Annotated in this window: 21 protein-coding genes; 19 read left to right on the top strand and 2 right to left on the bottom strand. The window is 35.7% G+C overall.

What is annotated here, in order from left to right; translation table 11 throughout:
- Positions 1–233 precede the first annotated feature (233 nt).
- From EL260_RS00685 to EL260_RS00615, 15 genes are all read left to right on the top strand, one after another.
- Positions 234–776 carry an NADAR family protein gene (locus tag EL260_RS00685; RefSeq protein WP_123858384.1) on the top strand — a complete coding sequence of 181 codons (543 nt, stop codon included), beginning with the start codon at positions 234–236 and terminating at the stop codon, positions 774–776.
- Between the two features lie 125 nt (positions 777–901).
- A complete protein-coding gene (locus tag EL260_RS00680) occupies positions 902–1237 on the top strand; it encodes a hypothetical protein (RefSeq protein WP_123858383.1) in 336 nt (111 codons plus the stop codon).
- Positions 1238–1239: 2 nt separating this feature from the next.
- The gene (locus EL260_RS00675; RefSeq protein ID WP_123858382.1) at positions 1240–2094 is read left to right on the top strand and encodes a hypothetical protein; all 855 of its coding nucleotides are present in this window, start codon (positions 1240–1242) and stop codon (positions 2092–2094) included.
- A 44-nt stretch (positions 2095–2138) separates the two neighbouring features.
- Positions 2139–3209, top strand: coding sequence for an adenylosuccinate synthetase (locus tag EL260_RS00670; protein ID WP_123858381.1), 1071 nt, complete (start codon positions 2139–2141; stop codon positions 3207–3209).
- A 72-nt stretch (positions 3210–3281) separates the two neighbouring features.
- Positions 3282–3875, top strand: coding sequence for a DUF4291 domain-containing protein (locus tag EL260_RS00665; protein ID WP_123858380.1), 594 nt, complete (start codon positions 3282–3284; stop codon positions 3873–3875).
- A 10-nt stretch (positions 3876–3885) separates the two neighbouring features.
- The gene (locus EL260_RS00660; RefSeq protein WP_123858379.1) at positions 3886–4314 is read left to right on the top strand and encodes an ADP-ribosylation/crystallin J1; all 429 of its coding nucleotides are present in this window, start codon (positions 3886–3888) and stop codon (positions 4312–4314) included.
- Between the two features lie 156 nt (positions 4315–4470).
- Positions 4471–5286, top strand: a complete 816-nt coding sequence (locus tag EL260_RS00655; RefSeq protein WP_123858378.1) for a TIGR02452 family protein — start codon at positions 4471–4473, stop codon at positions 5284–5286.
- Positions 5283–5798, top strand: coding sequence for an O-acetyl-ADP-ribose deacetylase (locus EL260_RS00650; RefSeq protein ID WP_123858377.1), 516 nt, complete (start codon positions 5283–5285; stop codon positions 5796–5798). The genes EL260_RS00655 and EL260_RS00650 overlap by 4 nt, the downstream gene beginning before the upstream one ends.
- A gap of 64 nt (positions 5799–5862) precedes the next feature.
- Positions 5863–6549: a Sir2 family NAD-dependent protein deacetylase gene (locus EL260_RS00645; protein ID WP_123858376.1), complete on the top strand. Its 687-nt coding sequence runs from the start codon at positions 5863–5865 to the stop codon at positions 6547–6549.
- Positions 6549–7496, top strand: a complete 948-nt coding sequence (locus tag EL260_RS00640) for an ADP-ribosylglycohydrolase family protein (protein ID WP_123858375.1) — start codon at positions 6549–6551, stop codon at positions 7494–7496. Before EL260_RS00645 ends, EL260_RS00640 begins: the two co-directional genes overlap by 1 nt.
- The gene (locus EL260_RS00635; RefSeq protein WP_123858374.1) at positions 7493–7972 is read left to right on the top strand and encodes a hypothetical protein; all 480 of its coding nucleotides are present in this window, start codon (positions 7493–7495) and stop codon (positions 7970–7972) included. Before EL260_RS00640 ends, EL260_RS00635 begins: the two co-directional genes overlap by 4 nt.
- Before the next feature lie 16 nt (positions 7973–7988).
- A complete protein-coding gene (locus EL260_RS00630) occupies positions 7989–8531 on the top strand; it encodes an RNA 2'-phosphotransferase (protein WP_123858373.1) in 543 nt (180 codons plus the stop codon).
- A 76-nt stretch (positions 8532–8607) separates the two neighbouring features.
- Positions 8608–9354, top strand: a complete 747-nt coding sequence (locus tag EL260_RS00625) for a metallophosphoesterase family protein (RefSeq protein ID WP_123858372.1) — start codon at positions 8608–8610, stop codon at positions 9352–9354.
- Positions 9355–9521: 167 nt separating this feature from the next.
- The gene (locus tag EL260_RS00620) at positions 9522–9779 is read left to right on the top strand and encodes a hypothetical protein (protein ID WP_123858371.1); all 258 of its coding nucleotides are present in this window, start codon (positions 9522–9524) and stop codon (positions 9777–9779) included.
- A 108-nt stretch (positions 9780–9887) separates the two neighbouring features.
- Positions 9888–11612, top strand: coding sequence for a M14 family metallopeptidase (locus EL260_RS00615; RefSeq protein WP_123860624.1), 1725 nt, complete (start codon positions 9888–9890; stop codon positions 11610–11612).
- A 60-nt stretch (positions 11613–11672) separates the two neighbouring features.
- Here EL260_RS00615 and EL260_RS00610 read toward each other — a convergent pair whose 3' ends face one another.
- Positions 11673–12554: a cupin-like domain-containing protein gene (locus EL260_RS00610; RefSeq protein ID WP_123858370.1), complete on the bottom strand. Its 882-nt coding sequence runs from the start codon at positions 12552–12554 to the stop codon at positions 11673–11675.
- A gap of 681 nt (positions 12555–13235) precedes the next feature.
- On the opposite strand from EL260_RS00610, the gene EL260_RS00605 reads away from it, so the two are divergent.
- Entirely contained in the window at positions 13236–15947 is a 2712-nt protein-coding gene (locus EL260_RS00605) for a carboxypeptidase regulatory-like domain-containing protein (protein WP_123858369.1), read from the top strand.
- A gap of 51 nt (positions 15948–15998) precedes the next feature.
- On the opposite strand, the gene EL260_RS00600 is transcribed toward EL260_RS00605, so the two are convergent.
- Complete coding sequence (locus EL260_RS00600; RefSeq protein WP_123858368.1) at positions 15999–16496, bottom strand: DinB family protein; 498 nt, start codon at positions 16494–16496, stop codon at positions 15999–16001.
- 201 nt (positions 16497–16697) lie between these two features.
- On the opposite strand from EL260_RS00600, the gene EL260_RS00595 reads away from it, so the two are divergent.
- The 3 genes from EL260_RS00595 to feoB all read left to right on the top strand — a co-directional run bounded on the left by EL260_RS00595 (position 16698) and on the right by feoB (position 20019).
- Complete coding sequence (locus EL260_RS00595; protein WP_123858367.1) at positions 16698–17597, top strand: GLPGLI family protein; 900 nt, start codon at positions 16698–16700, stop codon at positions 17595–17597.
- 134 nt (positions 17598–17731) lie between these two features.
- Positions 17732–17986: a FeoA family protein gene (locus EL260_RS00590; RefSeq protein WP_082811058.1), complete on the top strand. Its 255-nt coding sequence runs from the start codon at positions 17732–17734 to the stop codon at positions 17984–17986.
- Positions 17986–20019: a ferrous iron transport protein B gene (gene feoB, locus EL260_RS00585; RefSeq protein WP_123858366.1), complete on the top strand. Its 2034-nt coding sequence runs from the start codon at positions 17986–17988 to the stop codon at positions 20017–20019. The genes EL260_RS00590 and feoB overlap by 1 nt, the downstream gene beginning before the upstream one ends.
- The last annotated feature ends 126 nt before the right edge of the window (positions 20020–20145 follow it).

Raw genomic sequence — 20145 nt, 5'->3', positions numbered from 1 at the left:
TAAGAAATGCCATAATAAGCGAATTCTTTCTATGGGCAGTTTATTAACTCCGGTAATCGTAAATTATTGAACAAAAAGTATTTATATTTTGTCAGGTATTGCAAAGTAATAAAATTTTGGATAAATTTTACCGCCTGATAATCAGTAGTTTATATATATTAGCGTAAAATAAACACAAATAAATTTGGTGAATAAAATGATATTGTTTTACATTTGCGTATAAATAACACAATATGAAATACACCCTACAAAATAGTAAAGAGAAATTTCAGAAGAAACAAAAGATAAAGTTTTTATTTTTCTGGGGACATACCGCTAAAGATGAGATCACCAAGTCATGTTTTAGCCAATGGTTTACAGGAAATTTTGAAGAAGACGGGATCGGTTATAAAACGGCAGAGCATTATATGATGGCTGGTAAAGCAAGATTATTTAATGATGCTGAAACCCTGGAAAAAATATTGAAAGCTGCAAGTCCGAACCAGGTTAAAAGTCTGGGAAGAAAGGTTAAAAACTTTGATTCGAAACTTTGGGATGAACACAAATATGAGATTGTAAAACAGGGAAATCTTTTAAAATTTTCTCAGAACAAAAAGTATAAAGACTTTCTTTTGTCAACAGGAGATAAAATCCTGGTAGAAGCCAGTCCTTACGATACTATTTGGGGAATCGGGATGCTGGAAACAGATTCAAGAGCAGAAAATCCTTTATTATGGAACGGAGAAAACCTTTTAGGATTTGCTTTGATGGAAGTAAGAGACGAATTAAGAGGGTAAAAACACAATAACCAGTCACACAATAGGTATCATGGAAAATTATCCCGGATAAATAGCAAAAAATTGAAGCGTAAAACTATGTCCTATTGAATTAGCGTAATAACAACACAGAAAAAATGATCAATATGGAAGATGAATTAAAACCAAGATTTATCGAGTCATTACAAAGAAATAATGATCAGATCAGAGAAGACCGCGCGCGAACGATCGGAGAAGATTCGGAATTGATTTACAGGCGCAAGGTAGAAGACATCGAGTTGAAAATAAAAAGACTCGAGCGTGAGCAGGAAGGACTTATTGATATCAGTCCTTTGGATAGAAATAGTTTGACTTTTGTGGATTTTAATCCCGAAGCATTCGTTCAGAAAGACATGGAATTATCATTAACCATCAGAAATCTGAATATTCAGTTAGAAGTGAGTCAAAAAAGATTTGAATATTTATTCGGAAAAACATTTTAATCATGGGAAGTACAAGATACGATATAGACGCTCGTTATGACAGAGCAAGCAAAGCAGGTTACGGAACAAAATCCGCAGGTGAAATTTTCACACAGAATGCCAAAAGACAGGCGCATCCTTCAATGGTTCCACAGGGAATTTCTTTCAGGGAATCCAGGGATTCTGAAGTGCATCCCAATTCAGTTCCTATCATTCTGGGATTGGATGTCACCGGAAGTATGGGACATATTCCGCATCAACTCATCAAAGAAGGCTTACCTAAGCTGATGGGTGGTATTATCCAGGGTGGAGTGCCGGATCCGGCATTGCTTTTCCTGGGAATAGGAGATCATGAATGTGACAGCTATCCATTGCAGGTAGGTCAGTTTGAATCAGGAGATGAAGAACTGGATATGTGGCTTACTCGAACTTATATTGAATCCGGTGGTGGTGGAAATGGAGGTGAAAGTTATCTTTTAGCGTGGTATTTTGCCGCTTTCCATACCAGAACAGATGCTTTTGAAAAAAGAAACCAGAAAGGGATTTTGTTTACCGTAGGTGACGAACCTTATTTAAAAGTACTTCCGGCATCAGCTATCAGAGAGATTATGGGCTCAGGACAACAAACCTACACTCATTATGAGCTGTTGGAAGAAGCTAAAAAACGATATGAGGTATATCACATCAATGTTCTGCATTCTGATCAGGCTATAAGAGCAGATAGAGACTGGAAAGAATTATTAGGACAACACTGTATATCAATACATGACCATAGAGACATTCCACAGGTGATCACAAAGATTATCTGTAATACATTTAAAGACAAAACCTTTGGAACACCAAACAGAGAAGGATTAGACAACTTCCAGATGCTTTAAATCACAAATTTGCCTGAATGGCACTCACTTTAAAAATGCTAGACATGAAAAAGGCGCAAATCGTTATAGGATTAGGTTTCGGAGATGAAGGAAAAGGAATTACTACAGATTTTCTTGCTCAGCAAAATCCTGAGTCTGTGGTTATCAGATTCTCAGGAGGACAGCAGGCTGCTCATACGGTAATGATGGATGACAGGAAACATGTTCATTCCAGTTTTGGAAGTGGAGCGCTTCGTGGATTGCCTTCTTATTTTACCGAACATTGTACAATTCATCCCTTATTTTTATTTAATGAAAAGGAGGAATTAAAAATAAAAAATGGAAATACAGAGGTTCACATTCATCCTTTGGCCAAGGTAACTACGCCTTTTGATGTCTGGCAAAACAGGACCAATTCAAAAAATCTGGAACATGGAACCTGTGGAAAAGGAGTAGGAGCTACCATGAAAAGAAATGAAAGTCCTTATAAACTATTTGCTATTGATCTTATTGCTCCAAAAGAAATGTTGATAGAAAAGCTGAAAGGAATTGCTTATTACTATGGTTTTATGGAAGAAGAGCAGATCAATGAACAGATCACTCCTTTTTTAGATGCAGTAGAGGAAATAGATTGGAAGATAGATGATTATAGCTCCCTGAACATGTTTAAAAATCTCATTTTTGAGGGAAGCCAGGGCATTTTATTAGATATGGATCATGGTGTTTTTCCGAATGTAACCTATGCTCATACGACCTCAAAGAATGCTTATGAGATCTGTAAGAAACTTGATATTGAGGATGTTGAAATGTATTATGTGACCAGAAGCTACACAACACGCCATGGAAATGGCTGGATGAGCAATGAAAAAGAGCTTGCTCTAAGAAACAATGAAGAGGAAACCTGTACCTTTAATGAATATCAGAAAGAGCTGAGGTTCGGTGAACTGGATTATAGCCTGTTGAATTATGCTTTAAAATTGGATGGAGCCTATGTTAATGCAACAAAAAAGAACTTTGTGGTTACTTGCCTGGATCAGATTGACGAGGAGTTTAAATTTGAGAAACTAGAAATGAAATTTGACAGCATTTTCGGATCTTATTCTCCTTATTCAAAAGATTTTAAAAGACTGATTTAATACTGAAGATAAAGGTTTTAATTTTATATTTAGGTAAAAGTGTGAAGTATACATGATTTTGATTAATAAGTAATGAAAGAATTTGAAATAAGAGCAGATTATACCCGTGATACGATAGTGGTCTATCAGGCTTATAATAAAGCTATTGCAAAAACTGCCGTTGAAAATCAGAAGTTCAGTGCTCCTTTTTCATTCAGCAGAATGACATGGATTAAGCCTTCTTTTCTTTGGATGATGGAACGGAGCAATTACGGACAAAAATCCAACCAGGAATGTACTCTTGCCCTCCATATTAAAAGGGAAGCATGGGAAAAAGCACTGGAACTGGCCATCTTAACCTCTCCTGAAAAAAGAGTTTATCCCAATCCCAAAACCTGGGAAGAAGCATTTGAAAATGCCAAAGTGTATGTACAATGGGACCCGGAAAGAAGTATCAAAGGAAATAAACTTGAATACCGCTCCATTCAGGTGGGAATCAGCCGTCATCTGATAGAAGAATTTAATGAAGACTGGATCGTAAAAATAGAAGATTATTCACCTTTAGTAAAAAAGATCTTGAATCTTACCCAACAGGGAGAATATAATAAGGCAAAAAAACTATTACCAACAGAAAAAATATATCCTTTATCCAATGAAATTGCCCGGAGGATAGGATCAGAACTATAAGATTAACAAAATGAAAACAACAAGATTGTACAGACCGGTAGGAGAAAAGGAAATGGTTCTTATTATTGAGAACGGATATAAAAAATTTCCTCCAAGATTGGAATGGCAGCCCATTTTTTACCCGGTTCTGGATGAAGATTATGCTTCGGAAATTGCTGAGAAATGGAATACCAGAGATGAGTTTGGAAACTATCTTGGTTTTGTTACCCGTTTTGAAGTGTTGGAAGATGTTGCCAATCAGTATCCGGCACAGAATGTAGGAGCCAGAAATCATAATGAATTGTGGGTTCCGTCAGAAAAGCTGGGCACATTCAATCAGGCTATTGTTGGAAATATAGAAGTCATCAAAGTATTTGTAGGAAAGGATTTTAAAGGATCTGCAAATAACGAAATAGAAGGTCTGGTAAAGACTTTAAAAACAACCACCACGAATCCATAGGATTGTAAAAACATTCATGCATTCGTGGCCAAAAAAGAATTAAATGAATAATGCCACGAATGCACGAATAAAAAAGATAATGCAATCATTATGAGGTTTAAAACGACCCATAAACCTAAAAAAAATTAGTGCATTCTTGGCTAAAAAAAAAGAATCATGACAAATAAAGGAATGGCAAAAGATACATTGGATATCCTGGCCAGGAAATATTATATAAATACAGAAAACGAAAGAATAGATATGGGAAAAGAGCTGGAAATCAGTAAAAAGGAAACCGTTCTTTTCACCCCGGAACAACTTTCTGAGCTCACAGCTGCTCCAATGCCGGAAACTCATTTTGAAACTCAATTTGAAACCTGGCGTTGTAGTTCACTAAAGGCTATTTTAGACTTAACACAAAAAGAAGATCCGGAAAAAGTAATGTGCCTGAATTTTGCCTCAGCAAAAAATCCGGGTGGCGGATTTATCAATGGAGCCGAAGCGCAGGAAGAAAGCTTAGCAAGAACTTCGGGATTGTATGAAACCCTGTTAATGGCAGAAGATTATTATACATTACATCGCAGTATGACCTCTTGCTTTTACACGGATACGATGATTTACAGCCCTAAAGTTCCTGTTTTCAGAAAGGATAAGGGAGAATTGCTATCGAAACCGGTACTATGTAATTTCATTACTTCTCCAGCAGTGAATGCAGGGGTTGTAAAGCGACAGGAACCCCAAAGAGAAAATGAGATATTGGGAGCAATGGATATTAGGACAGATAAGATGCTTGCACTGGCCTTACACCAGGGAAATGAAACCCTTATTTTAGGGGCCTGGGGTTGTGGCGTATTCAAAAATGATCCGAAAGAAATCGCCGGGCTGTTCAAAAGATATCTTCACGGAAAATATAAGAACAAATTTAAAAGAGTGGTTTTTGCAGTGCTTACAAAAAAAGAGGAGATGCTGAAACCATTTGAAGAAATACAATGAAAATTGAAGTTATAAAAGGAGACATCACAAAGATTCATGCAGAGGCTGTTGTCAATGCAGCCAACTCTTCCTTATTGGGAGGAGGAGGTGTAGATGGAGCTATTCATCGAGTAGGTGGACCAAAAATATTGGAAGAATGCAGAGCGATTAGAAATAGACAAGGTAAATGCAATACAGGAGAAGCAGTAGTGACAACAGCTGGAAATCTTCCTGCAAAATATATCATTCATACTGTAGGACCAGTCTGGAATAATGATAAAGAAGAGAGTTCAAAGCTTTTATCAGAATGTTATAAGAACTCTTTACTGTTGGCGGAAAGTTTTGGAGTGAAAACCATAGCTTTTCCCAATATCAGCACAGGAATTTATAAATTTCCAAAAGATCTGGCAGGAGAAATAGCTATTAATGAAGTAAGAAAGTTTCGCTCAGATAGTATAGAGAAAGTTATTTTTGTATGTTTTGATGAAGAAAATGAAGAGATTTATAAAAAGCTTTTAAATTCTCCTCTTTAGAATCAATGATATTCGTGTATTCGTAGCTAAAAACCACAGTGTACAAAACAAAAATTTAAAACCAATGAAAAAACTAACCATATTAAGCGGTGCGGGAATCAGTGCTGAAAGCGGAATACAAACCTTCAGAGATGGAGACGGCCTTTGGGAAAATCATAATGTAACCGATGTAGCCAGTCCGGAAGGATGGAGAAAAGATAGGTCCCTGGTATTGGAATTTTACAATCAGAGAAGGCGTCAGCTTCATGAAGTACACCCTAATGAAGCCCACAAACTAGTAGCTGAGCTGGAAAAATACTTTGATGTTCAGATTATTACCCAAAATATTGATGACCTGCATGAAAGAGCCGGTTCAACCAAGATCCTTCACATCCATGGAGAATTGTTCAAATCATGCTCATGCAATAATAAAAGACTGATCTATGAGCAGAAAGACGATATTAAGTTAGGAGATAAAGCAGAAGATGGAGCTCAGTTGAGACCATTTATCGTTTGGTTCGGAGAAGATGTCCCTTTATATCAGGATGCCAGAGAAATAGTAAAAGATTCAGATATTTTGCTGGTCATCGGAACTTCTTTGCAGGTATATCCGGCTGCGGGTCTGATCCACGATATCAAAGATGATTGTCTTTTAATGGTTATCAATCCTAATGAAACAGGCTTTGGCTACGGGCAAAGAGCGGTAGTGATGAAAGAAACAGCCACACAGGGAATGAAACTGTTGTTTGATAAACTTATAAATCTCGCCTGATGAAAAATAAAGTAAAAGCTGGAATTATGGGAGTATGCATCGGCGATGCACTTGGTGTTCCTGTAGAATTCAAAGATAGAGATTATTTAAAACGTTTTCCGGTAACTAAAATGCAGGAATTTGGATCACATAATCAACCCAAAGGTACCTGGAGTGATGATAGCTCTCTGACGCTCTGCCTCGCTGAGGTCCTTACAAAGGGCTATGATCTGGAAAAAATTGGACAAAGTTTTGTAAAATGGGTGAAATATGGCCACTGGACTGCCCACGGAAGACTTTTCGATATTGGAGGAACTACAAGGGAAGCCATTGCAAGACTAATTAAAGGAGAGAGTGCCAGATTTTCAGGAAATGTTTTTGAAGAAGATAATGGAAACGGATCCTTAATGAGAACTCTTCCTCTAGCTTTTTATTTCAAAGATGAAGAAAATCTTGAAAAGATTTACAAAACGGTAAAGGAAGTTTCCACCATTACTCATGGACATTTCCGATCTGTTTTTGCCTGTTTTATCTATGTTATTTTTGCAATTCAGTTAATAAAAGGAAAAAATAAAACGGAAGCATATACTTATACACAAAATGTGGTTCTGGAATATGCAGAAAAACAATGGTTTAGCTTAAGTGAGATTGAACTTTTTCATAGGATTTTAAAAAATGATATTTCAGGGTATTCTGAAGAAGAAATAAGAGGAAGTGGTTATGTGTTACACAGCCTGGAAGCTTCTTTATGGTGTTTTTTAAACTCAGAAAGCTACTCTGAAGCCGTATTGAAAGCCGTAAACCTGGGTGAAGATACAGACACAACCGGAGCTATTACCGGAGGGTTGGCAGGAATCTATTATGGATTTGAAAATATACCCCAGGAATGGGTTGGAGAGCTGGTAAGAAAAGATGATATTGAAAAACTGTGTGAAAATTTAAACCATAAATACCCTGTAAGCGAATGAAATCTTTCCTGAAAGCCCTCGCCAATATGTTTTCCAAATATGACCCTGAGGATATCTTTCTGAATACCCCTTTGCAGCAATATAAAGGAAGAATTGAAATCAATAAAGTAGTAGAATTAGGAAACTGCCGGGTTCACTATTCGCCGGACTATTTATTTCAGACACCAGATGAAGTCTTGAATATTTTAAAGGATCAGTCTTTACTCTGGATGGATAATCAAAATGGTCTGCTGGGTTTTACAGATCAAAAAAGAACTTTATTAATTCCTCTGAATAAGATCAGTGGAATTGAAATTCAAAATATGTTGAAAGGAAGGGGACCTGCTGAAGCTTGTTTATGGGTTTATCTTTATGAAAAATCATTTGTAACGCTTTCAATATCAGCGGAGATTTATCATTTTGATCAATATGCAGAGGAAATCATCAGGAAAACAGGATTTCCAGTGACTTTTTCCCCGGAATTTTATAATGCTTAATTAAAACAAAAAACCAATGAACGAAATAGAAACAAAAAGAATAAGTAAATTTTTAAGCCTCATTTTGAGGCATCAACCCGAGACTATCGGATTAAAGCTGGATGAAAACGGCTGGGCAGATGTAGAAGAGCTGAGAGCAAAATCGGCAAAAAAAAGAGTGCATTTTTCTTTTGAAGAATTAGATGAGGTGGTAGAAACCAATAATAAAAAGAGATTTGCCTTTAATGATGATAAAACAAAGATCAGAGCCAGCCAAGGACATTCTATCGACATCAATTTAGCCCTGGAAGCTATACAGCCGCCTGAGTTTTTATATCACGGAACGGCTGAAGCCAATATTTCCTCCATTTTAGAAAAAGGAATTGAAAAAAGAACCCGCCAGCATGTACACTTAAGCGCTGATAAAGAGACCGCTACGAAAGTGGGAATGAGACACGGCAAACCTATAATCCTGACGATCAGAACCGGAAAAATGCATGAGGATGGATTATTCTTCTTCCAATCTGCTAACGGAGTGTGGCTCACAGAGTTTATAGATCCGAAATACATTTCAAAATAATAAAAATAGCAGTGTTGAACTGGAAGAGCTATTATTTAAAGATAATGGCTTATCTTTTCACCAACTAAAGCATGAAATGAACAGAACATTAGTAATAGGAGACATTCACGGCGGATTTAGAGCATTAGAACAGGTACTTGAAAGAGCTGAAGTGGCCCCAAATGACAAGCTGATCTTCCTTGGAGATTATGTAGACGGTTGGAGTGAATCTTTCCAGGTTATTCAAACTTTAATAGAACTTTCCGAAAAGAACAACTGTATTTTTATCAAAGGAAATCATGACGTATGGTGTGAAGATTGGTTAGCCCGTGGAGAAGGGCCTGGTGTATGGCTTTCCAATGGCGGGAAAAGTACGGTAGACAGTTATGAGAACTATTCTCAGGAAGATCAAGAGTTACATCTTGAGTTTTTCCAGCGTATGAAAAGTTATCACGTTGATGACCAGAACCGTCTGTTTATTCATGCCGGATACTCGTCCATGCACGGGCCTGAAAAAGAAGTGTATTCCAGCAATTACCGCTGGGATAGAACCCTTTGGGAAACAGCTGTAGCCATGGATAAGAAACTGGAAAAGCACTCCATGTTATATCCCAAAAGGCTGCTTCTTTACAAGGAAATATTTATCGGACATACTCCAACGCTGTATATTGGAAGTAAAACTCCAACCAATAAAGCCAATATCTGGAATATGGATACCGGAGCTGCATTTACAGGTGCATTATCCATCATGGATATTGATACCAATGAATTCTGGCAAAGTGATCCGCTTCCCTCATTATATCCTAATGAAAAAGGAAGGAATGGTGATATGTTAAATAGATGATAGATAGGGAATTAAACTTTTAAAGGATCATAAATTGATGTGTTCTTCCTTTTGTTCGTAGGCACTAATCTTGTTGGATTGCGCCTACTTTCAAACTTAGTGATTTCCTCTCTTCTTTTAGTATTTTATATCCCTGAAACCTTCTATATTTGTAAAAACGATCCGCTATGAAGAAAAATATCTACGAACAATTATCTGATGAAGAGCTGCTTAAAAAAAGAAATACATTCAGAGGAGTTTCTATTGGCTTTGGAATTGTTTTTATACTAGGCATTATAGCATTTATTACAATTCTGGCCATAAAAGGGGCGAAAGGCTTTCCCTTTGCAGCATTTACTCCATTCATTGTAATGCCTGTAACGATGGCTCCTTTGCTTATCAATCTAAACTTAGTGAATAAAGAGATCAAATCAAGAAATCTCTAATCACCTTATCATTGGACAGGAAGCAGAAAAAATACTATATTGATGTATATTTTGCTTTTTTGACAGGATCATATTGATTAATTTTAAATCCTGAAAATTATGTCAATAATGAAACTGAAATATCTCCTGCTTACCTTAAGTTCTTCTCTTCTTTTTGCTCAGAAATCATTCCAGACCCCTTTTGAAAAAGGAAACGGTAATCAAACTGTTACCTATGATGAAATGAATGCCTATTATCAGGATCTGGCCAAAAATTTTAATACCATTCAGTATCTTAAAAAAGGAGAAGATGATAACGGAAAGCCTATCTATGTTGTTATATACAATCCTTTTCCTGAAAAAGATCCCGAAAAACTGAGAAAAGATAAAGCTATTCTCTTTGTCAACAACGGAATTCACCCGGGTGAACCGGACGGAATTGATGCTACCATGATGCTGATGAGAGATTTAGCCACGAAAAAGATTAAAACTCCACAAAACTTTATCATTGCTGCTATTTCAGCCTATAATGTCAGTGGGATGCTGAACAGGGGATCACATTCCAGAGCTAATCAGAATGGTCCGGAGCAATATGGATTCAGAGGAAATGTAAGGAACTATGATCTTAACAGAGACTTCATTAAAGCAGATTCTAAAAATGCGAAAAGCTTTCAGGAAATCTATCAATGGCTGAAACCCGATGTTTTTATTGATAACCACGTTAGTAATGGAGCAGATTACCAATATACTTTTACCTATATCTCAACCTTTAAAGAACGGTTAGGAAATATATTAGGAACCTATTTTTATAGTGATTATCAGGCTAAAAACCTTGATGATATGAAGAAGCTGGGCTATGAGAGTACACCTTATGTTAATATTCATGGCGACGTTCCGGAAGTAGGCTTTGCATCATTCGAAGATTCACCGAGATATTCTACAGGGTATACTACTTTGTTCAATTCTTTAGGAACCGTTCCCGAAACGCACATGCTGAAGCCTTATGATAAAAGGGTAGATGCTACCTACAAATATATGTTGGTCAATGTACAGAATCTTGATAAAGACTACCAGAAGATAAAACAGCTTCGTATAGAGAATCTTAAGCAATACCAGGCAGGCAAACAGTACGGAATTTGTTGGAAAATCGACTCTACCCAATATACAACTATGGATTTTAAAGGGTATGAAGGAAAGTATAAACCAAGCGAAATCTCAGGAAAACCAAGGCTGTATTATGATAGAAACAAACCCTTTACTAAGAATATAAAACTTTTTACCACAGCTGTACCTACTGGATATATCACGATTCCTAAATACTATGTTATTCCACAATCGCAGTACAGGATCATTGAGGAATTTAAGAGAAACGGCATCCAGATGAAGCCAATCCTGAAGGACAGTACCATTGCCGTGGAGTCCTATAAGATCAAAGATTTTAAAACAGTAAAAAACCCTTACGAAGGACACTATCTGCATTATGAAACCACAGTAGAGACCTCCAAAAAAGATCAGAAATTTGCGGCAGGTGATTATATTGTTTCTACCCATCAGTCTGGAGTTAAATACATTATAGAAACCCTTGAACCTGAAGCATTGGATTCTTTTTTTAACTGGAATTTCTTTGATGGGATCTTGGCTCAGAAAGAATATTATTCAGCCTATATTTTTGAAGACACTGCTGCTGAGTTACTTAAAAAAGATCAAAAGCTTAGGGAAGCATTTGAAATGGCAAAGAAATCAGATAAAAAACTGGCAGAAGATGGAGAGGCTCAACTGGATTGGGTGTACAGACATTCGCCTTATTTTGAAGAGAAAACTTTCAAACAGTATCCGGTGTTTAGGGTTATGTAAATGACTATAAATGAATAGATAAGATTAAAAAAGACGTTTCATTGAAACGTCTTTTTTGTTTTATTTTGGTAAGCCTCTTTTTAAAGCAATCTCTGCTCTCTTAATGGCCATCTTTTCCTTCCAGTCCATGTATTTGTTCTTGAAGTTAGACTTCATAATGTCATCAAACTTTCGTTGTACGGTAAGGTTCCATAAAGAATGTGCTTTTACTGCCCATGATTTATCCCATGCTCTTAACGAGATAGAGAAAGAACCATCAAGATATTTCATCCAGTGCCACCATCCTGTAGGCATGAATAGGGTATCACCATGCTCAAGGAAACATTCAATACCTTCTACACCATCCAATGCCGGGAACTTTGTGAAATCAGGATTTTCAATATCATAATCCTCCAGAGCATAGGTTGCATAAGGAATCTGATATAGCCTCTCTCTCCATTTATAATCAAAAAGAAGAATATGCTTTCTTCCGTTAAAATGAGTATGGAAGATGTGCGCCATATCTATATCAAAATGCAAAAAGGTAACGGAGCCTTTCCCACCGAAGAACATATTAGGGTATTTATCAAGAAATCCACCCATGAGCTCTTTAGGTGAGATATAATCTTCTAACAGTTTTGGAGCGTATTTTATCGGATCAAAAAGGAAAATTCTAAGATCAGTAGGCTCCCTCTGAATAAGATCTATATAATCTCCGAATTTCATGTTGGCTGCAGAAGAATTGATGGGAGCAGAAGGATCTGCCTTTGAGCTGTCATATAACGGGACCTCCACATCTCCTACAACCTCCTTCATATATTCCATCGTCCATTTTTGATAAGCAGGCCACTTTTTTGCCATATTTTTGATGACAACGGGCCTTCTTGGCTTTAGATATTTTTCGTAGAATTCCTCTTTAGAAATATCATCTACAACATCTATAGGCTTTAAAATAATTCCCATTTTGTAAATTTTATGTTACAAAATTATTAAATAAATATTTATGAACCCGTGTTTAATTTTTTTTTAATATAAGATTCAATTCAAATTTTCTTATTTAGTCTAAATAAAAAATAAAAACATTTGCAATAGTTTATCCAGCGTTTAATTTTATTGTCAATATGAACAAAAAATGGCCTGTTACAGAATTACAGGTAAAAAAAGTGAAATTAGAAGGATGAAATCCATTTTTAGGTATGAGATTCTCCTTTTATTAGGAGGTTATTTTTGTAAAAAGAGAATAAATTAAAGAATTAACAGAGAGTTACATGATTTCAATTCAAAACTTGGGAATTTTTTTTAAAATTTTATTTTAAAAAAATAGTAGTTGATAATATTTTTTATTTAATGAACAAGGTTATTTTTTAAATATTTAATATAAAGTTGTTTATTTTAACAATTTTATATTTGAATATTATTCATGTGTTAGTGATTTTTAAATATTTAATAATCATATTTAGCTTTCATTACCGTGAGATAGAGAATAGAAAGAATAATTTAACAGATTGACTTATTTCTTTTGCTGAAAAAATAAATAATAACTATTTTTATAGTGATACGATTTAACTTTTCAGTTAAAAATATATCTTTAAAGAAAGTGTAACGAAAAACTACAATGATTAACTAATTACTCAAATAGTGAATATGAAAAAAAATATTTCCTTATTTCTGATGCTTTTTATAACGGTATTCACCTTTGCTCAGAAAACAATTTCCGGAAAAATTACGGATGATGATGGGGTAGGTATACCGAGTGCAAGTGTAACCATTGAAGAACCGGGAAAAGATGCCATTTTAGCTTATGGAATAACGAATTCCAAAGGGGAGTACAAGGTTACTTTCACCTCTCCGGAATCCAATGTGGACCTTAAGGTAAAAGCCTTCAACCTGAAATCGCTCACAAAGCAAATCAGCAACAGTGATCAGACTCTGAATTTTAAAATGCAGTCTGAAGCTACAGAAATTAAGGAAGTACAACTGAAAACAAAAATGATCACTGCGAGAGGAGATACCATTTCCTATGATCTTAAAGCATTCAACAGCAAAAATGACAGGACCCTGGCCGATGTCATGAAAAAGATTCCCGGAATTGAAGTCAATACAGACGGAACCATTCTGTATCAGGGAAATGCAATCAATAAATTCTATGTCAACGGTAAAGACCTTATGGAAGGTGGTTATGGGACAATCAATAATTCGCTTCCCAAAGATGCTGTACAAAAAGTGGAAGTCCTTGAAAATCACCAGCCGGTAAAAATCCTTCAGGATAAAGTACCTTCAGACCAGGCGGCGATCAATATTAAACTTAAAAACTCAGTAACTATGACCGGCCGTGGTGAAGTGGGGACCGGTTTTGGTGAACCATGGCTATGGAATGTGAAGCTTACTCCTATGTTTTTCGGACAGAAAAGCCAGTGGGTAGTCAACTATAAAACCAATAATATGGGTGAGCAGGTGGAAAATGAAGGGAATATTCTGGCATTCGGAAGTGGATGGGAAGGGAAGAGATCCAATATTTCCCAGAATAACTGGCTGAGTGTAGAAAATGCAGATGCACCCAATCTTCCTGTGAAAAGATATTTGCTGAATAGTGTACATTACCTCTCTGCCAATTACCTTACCAATATTGATAAGAAAAAAGAATGGGAACTTAAAGCCAATGCCAATTATACTAATAATGCGGTGGAAAGAGAGTCAAATGCTATAACTACAGATATCCAGCAGGGAATAAAGTATAATACCAGGTTTCTGAATAATTTTTATACAGATAAACTTAAAGGAGAATTAATTTTCACAAAGAATGCTAAAAAGGGATTCTTTAAAAATACAACAACTTTCTCCCAGTTTTGGAATGCAGATAGAGCCTTTGCAGAGAGAAATGATAAATTTGGATATAGATACGGAAATGAAGCATTGCAGTCTCCAACTTCATCATTTCAGAACTCCTTAAGTACCATCATTCCATGGAAAGAGAAAATGGTCAATTTTAAATCCTATATAAGTTATCAGAATGATAAACAGGTATTGGAGATTTCTCCTGCCAATTATTTACTAATTCCTTATAAAGAGAAAGATGATGATGAAATTAAAAATATGAAGTTTGCACCTGGAAGCATTGCTTTACAGAGTTTTAGAATTAAAAGTTTAGATACATCACACTCTGCAAATATCAGTTTTACCACAAAAGGATGGACGTTTACACCACAAGTTGGAATTGATTTTTCTACAGATAAGTTAACTACTAATTTTGATGCAATTACAGAGGATAACAAACCTGATTTCAGTACCTTGGCTTATGAAAATGATTTAAAGTTCACTAGAGTTAACCCATCTGCTTCAGTAGGGATAAACTATAAATCAGAATCATGGAGCTTATTTTCCAGCTTTCCGGTTAACTTTAATAATATAAAAGCAGAAGACCAGTTCAGAAATGTTTCAAAGTCTTTAAATAAAGTGACCTTTACCCCTAATATTTTTGCTCAATACTCTTTTGCATCATTCTTTAAAGCAAGTATGAGCGGAGGAATCAGTAATAATTTCGGAGATATACAAACTGCTTATGCAGGATATATTCTTACAAGCCCTGGGGGGTTCAGTATAATGAGTCCTGAAAATCCAATACCTCAGACTACTACAAAAAATGGAGGAGTAAGGTTGGAATATAGAAACCCACTTAATAATCTTTTCTTTAATGTAGGGTATAGGCTAAGTGATGCTAAAAATAACTTATTGGCTTCAAGTGTCGTTAATGCATCAGGGATCAGTATGACTGAATATATAGAGCGTGAAAATAAAAGAACAAACAATAGCTATTATGCAGAAATAGGAAAATATTTTCCAAAATTTAAAACCAATGCATCATTTAGCTTCAATAATAGTCTATCAAAATCACAATTGATAAGGAATACAGATTTGATTGATAATAAGACTGATGCCAATACATTAGGCTTTAAGTTGAACAATACTTATTTCTCATGGATGAGTATAGATTTTAATGCTACTAAAACATGGAGCAAGCAATCTAATGCCTATCTGACAGGAAACTTAGGAAAAATAGAAGGATATACCCATAATTTAAATGTATTCTTCTATCCTTTGGAAGGTCATACGCTTGGATTCTATTGGGATCAGATTAATTCAAAATTGGGCGATACAAAATTTAACAATGGATTTTTTGATGTATCCTATCAATTCAGTTGGACTAAGAAAAAAGTTGATTTTGAACTGAAATGGATGAATATTGCTGATAGAAAAGTATTTGAAAAGGTAACTGTAGAAGATGCTACAATTAAACAAACCACAATGCAGCTCCGTCCTAGTCAAGTCATGTTTACGGTAAAATTCAATTTTAAATAAAATAAAAACCAATCCGAAAGGATTGGTTTTTTGTTGAGATATAGTATAGATTTAAAAAGCCTGATGATCGGCAGAAGGACCGTAGCTTCCCGGTAAAGGAATATCATTGATCCTGTAATAAACACCCAATTGTGCTCTGTGATGAGTAATTTGGTTTAAAGCATGGCGAATGGATTCGTATTTAGACCATTTTGCCAGCTCTTCTCCATTGTTTTTCAGCGCCCAACTTGCTGTAAGATCATTCTCATTGGCATTTTCCAGGGCTTCTTTTCCTGATTTGAAATTCTGATCAAGCGTTTGAAGAAGATCTTCTCTCGTAGAAAGTTGCTTAGGCTGATAGGCACCACTGGCAAAATCAAGCTCAGATGTGGTAAGCATGGTGTTCGGCCATTCAAAAATTTCAGCAATGTGAGTCGCGAGAGGAAGCATTTTCATACTTTTTTCATGAGGGGAAAAGTCATTTTTTTCATCAGGATAAGCTTCAAAGAATTTTCTGGTGGTTTGGTATTCGGCTTCCAGCTCATTTTTAAATTGTGATAAAGTATCCATAATATTTTGTTTTTGAGAGGATTAAAGTTAAAAATTTTAAGCCTTAAAATGTTTTAAGAGAATCATAATTTTTACATACAAAGAGTTATTGTTTGACCAATATTAAATTCTACCTCCATCTTCCTGCTTCCATCTAAAAAAAAATGAAAAAAAACTGTAACAAATTCACCAAAGTGATCACTAATTAATAAAACTTGAGAAATGAAAAAGCTATTTTCAGTATTTCTTATCACGCTTTTTGCCTTTGCTAATGCTCAGGAAGCTAAAGAAACGGCTAACCGATTCTTTTATGAACTTACATTTAAGCCCAAAAAAGACTCTGTAAAGCTAGATAAGCTGATAACGATTTTGGATATTACTCCTAAAAAATCTATTTATCAGGATTATACCATTCCTTCTCAGGATTCTATTATCAAGCTCGCTGTTGAGGAAATGGAGAAAGCCAAAACATGGAAAGATATTTCTAAACTCATCAGGATGCCTAAGTTTGCCTACAAGATTGTGAAAACTTATCCGGAAATGAAAGAGCAGTATGTTGATAGAGTAAGCATGAATTTATTTGGATATGATGATCCTGTTAAGTTTACCTGGAATATTCTTCCGGAGAAGCAGAAAATAGGAGAATACAATACTCAAAAAGCGACTACAGAATATGGAGGCAGAAAATGGACTGCATGGTTTAGTTCAGATATTCCTTTTCAGGATGGCCCCTATAAGTTCTACGGCCTTCCAGGGTTAATCGTTAAGATTGAAGATGACGAGAAAAACTATTCCTGGATGTTAAGCGGGAATAAGAAGATTGAAAATTATGATGAGTTATCCTATTCAGATAAGATCAATGCGAAATATGGTGTTTCCAACACAGTAACACCTACAACAAAAGAAAAATTTGACAAGGCCTATGCTAGTTTTAAGCAGGATCCAATGGCTGAAATCAGACAAAGAGTGACTCCGGAAATGATGAATATGAAAATGCCGGGATCTGATGTAACCATCGGTGATGCACTTAAAAGACAAGAAAAGATGACGAAGGATTACTTTAACTCAAATGATAATCCGATTGAAAAAGATCAGGCTTCTTCTGATAAAAAGAAAAAATAAGCATTCATATCAACTAAATTATATTCCAAATCAACCCAGGTACAGCAATGTATTTGGGTTGATTTTTTTATCGGCTAAACGTTATTTAGATTAAATTTAAATAGCGTATATTTGCACTACAAAAAAATAGGGCTTTGAAAGAGAAAGATTTACATAAATTAAGTGGATTTCCTAAAAACAAAATGGGAAAGATATTGGGATATGATAATGACCATCTGAAAATGCCCAATAAAATCATTGAAATGGGCCTTCTACCAGAGACTGTTTTCAGGATTTTGTACCAGGCTCCGTTTAATGGACCGATGTATGTGGAGTTTGGAGCAGAGAAAAGCCGGATTGCTCTTCGTGAGGAAGAAGGAGATTATATCATTGTTGAAGAATTGAATTAATGCAGGCAAACAAGAAAAAACAGATACTTTTAGTTGGAAATCCTAATGTAGGAAAGTCAACGGTTTTTAATGCACTTTGTAACAAAAAGCAGAAAACCGGAAACTATGCCGGGGTTACCGTTGCAAGCCATTCGGGAAACTATACGCATAAAAACGAAGACGTTGAAGTCATTGACCTTCCAGGTTCTTACAGCGTTTATCCAAGTTCAGAAGATGAGGCTATTTTCTCAAAATACCTTCGTGATGAGCAGAAAAACTACGCCGGAGTTGTTTATATTCTTGAAGCATTAAGTTTAAAAAGAGGTCTTCTTCTATTCCAGCAGATTCAGGATCTTGGGATCCCGATGATTCTGATCGTTAATCAGATTGATCAGGCAGAGAGAAGAGGCATCACCATAGATATTCAGAAATTTTCTGAAGCGTTAGGAATCAAGATTATTCAAACCAACGCTAAAGAGCAAATTGGGATTGATGAAGTGAGAGACGCCGTTTATAACAATGAATTTGTAAAAACAGAAAAGACTTCATTTGAAATACCTGGTGAACACAGAGATTTCATTCAGAAATTAGCCTCTCATAAAGGCTTTGATAATGAATATAAAGCCTGGATGAGCCTTTCACTGGGAGCAGATCTAGGCAAAATAGAATCTGTAAAGGATCAGATTAATGATTCTGATACTAAAAGCTTGGTTCCGAAAAGATTACAAGTTCAGGAAACCGTTAGGAGATATCAGAATGTAGATAAAATATTAGAGAACGTAATTTCTAAAAGACCTCAGTTCAAGGAATTATTAACAGAAAAACTGGATAAAGTTTTAGTCCATAAATTCTGGGGATATGTGGTTTTCATGTTGATCTTATTGGTGATCTTCCAAAGTGTTTTCTTTCTGGCAGAATATCCAATGAACTGGATCGAAGAATTTTTCTCATGGCTGTCAGCTTTTACAGGAGAACATCTTCCGGAAGGACCTATTAATTCACTAATCTCCAATGGAATTGTTCCGGGAATCGGAGGAATTGTAGTCTTTGCTCCACAGATTGGTATTTTACTGTACTTCCTTTATTTGTTAGAGGATTCAGGATATATGGCAAGAGTTGTCTTCCTGATGGATAGACTGTTGCGTCCTTTTGGATTGAACGGAAAAAGTATCGTTCCCCTTGTTTCAGGAACAGCCTGTGCTATTCCTGCAGTAATTTCCACAAGAAATATTGAAAATGTTAAAGAAAGATTGCTCACCATATTGGTAACACCATTTATGACTTGCTCGGCAAGACTTCCGGTGTATAGTATCATTATTGGATTAATTATTTCAGAAGGATCATTTTTAGGAATAAAATATAAAGCTTTGGTTCTAATGGGAATGTATCTGTTAGGATTCTTAGTGGCATTATTCTCTGCGGCAATTCTTAAGAGATTTATTAAAGATAAAGGAAAAACCTATTTGGTAATGGATCTTCCTGCCTATAAAAAACCGCTTTTTGGATATGACCTTAAAATGGTTTTAGGTAAAGTATGGGATTTCATCACTGGAGCCGGGAAAATAATCTTCATTGTAAGTATTATTATCTGGGTGTTAAGCTATTTTGGACCTAAACAACAACCCAATGAGATGGTTGCTTCAAACGTTCATTTAGATCATTCTTACCTGGCTAAAATGGGTAAAAGTATAGAACCGGTGATTGCTCCGCTGGGATATGATTGGAAAATGGGAGTAGGAATCCTGACCAGTTTTGTAGCAAGAGAAGTATTCGTAGGGACGATGTCAACATTGTATAGCCTTGAAGATGATGCCCCGGAAGTAAAAGTAATTGATAAAATGAGAAGAGACGTAAAGCCCAATGGAGAAAAAGTCTTCAGCTTTGCAACAGGAATTTCCGTTCTTCTGTTTTACGCGTTTGCAATGCAGTGTGTTTCTACGCTTGCAGTAGTCTATAGAGAAACCAAAAGCTGGAAATGGACAGGCTTTCAGGTAGCTATGATGACAGGTTTGGCATATTTTGTGTCGTTGATAGTATATCAAATTTTAAAGTAATGGATTCTTCATTAATTTTTCAATACATACTGATTGCATTAATAGTAGCATTTGCCTGCTATTCTTTATTCAAGGTACTTAAAAAGAATTTTGCCCCTAATAAGTTCAGTTCTAAAAGATCAGGTT

Source organism: Chryseobacterium nakagawai (assembly GCF_900637665.1).
GTDB lineage: Bacteria > Bacteroidota > Bacteroidia > Flavobacteriales > Weeksellaceae > Chryseobacterium > Chryseobacterium nakagawai.
Note: the sequence above shows the minus strand (reverse complement) of the source record. Positions and strands in the feature narration are given on the sequence as shown.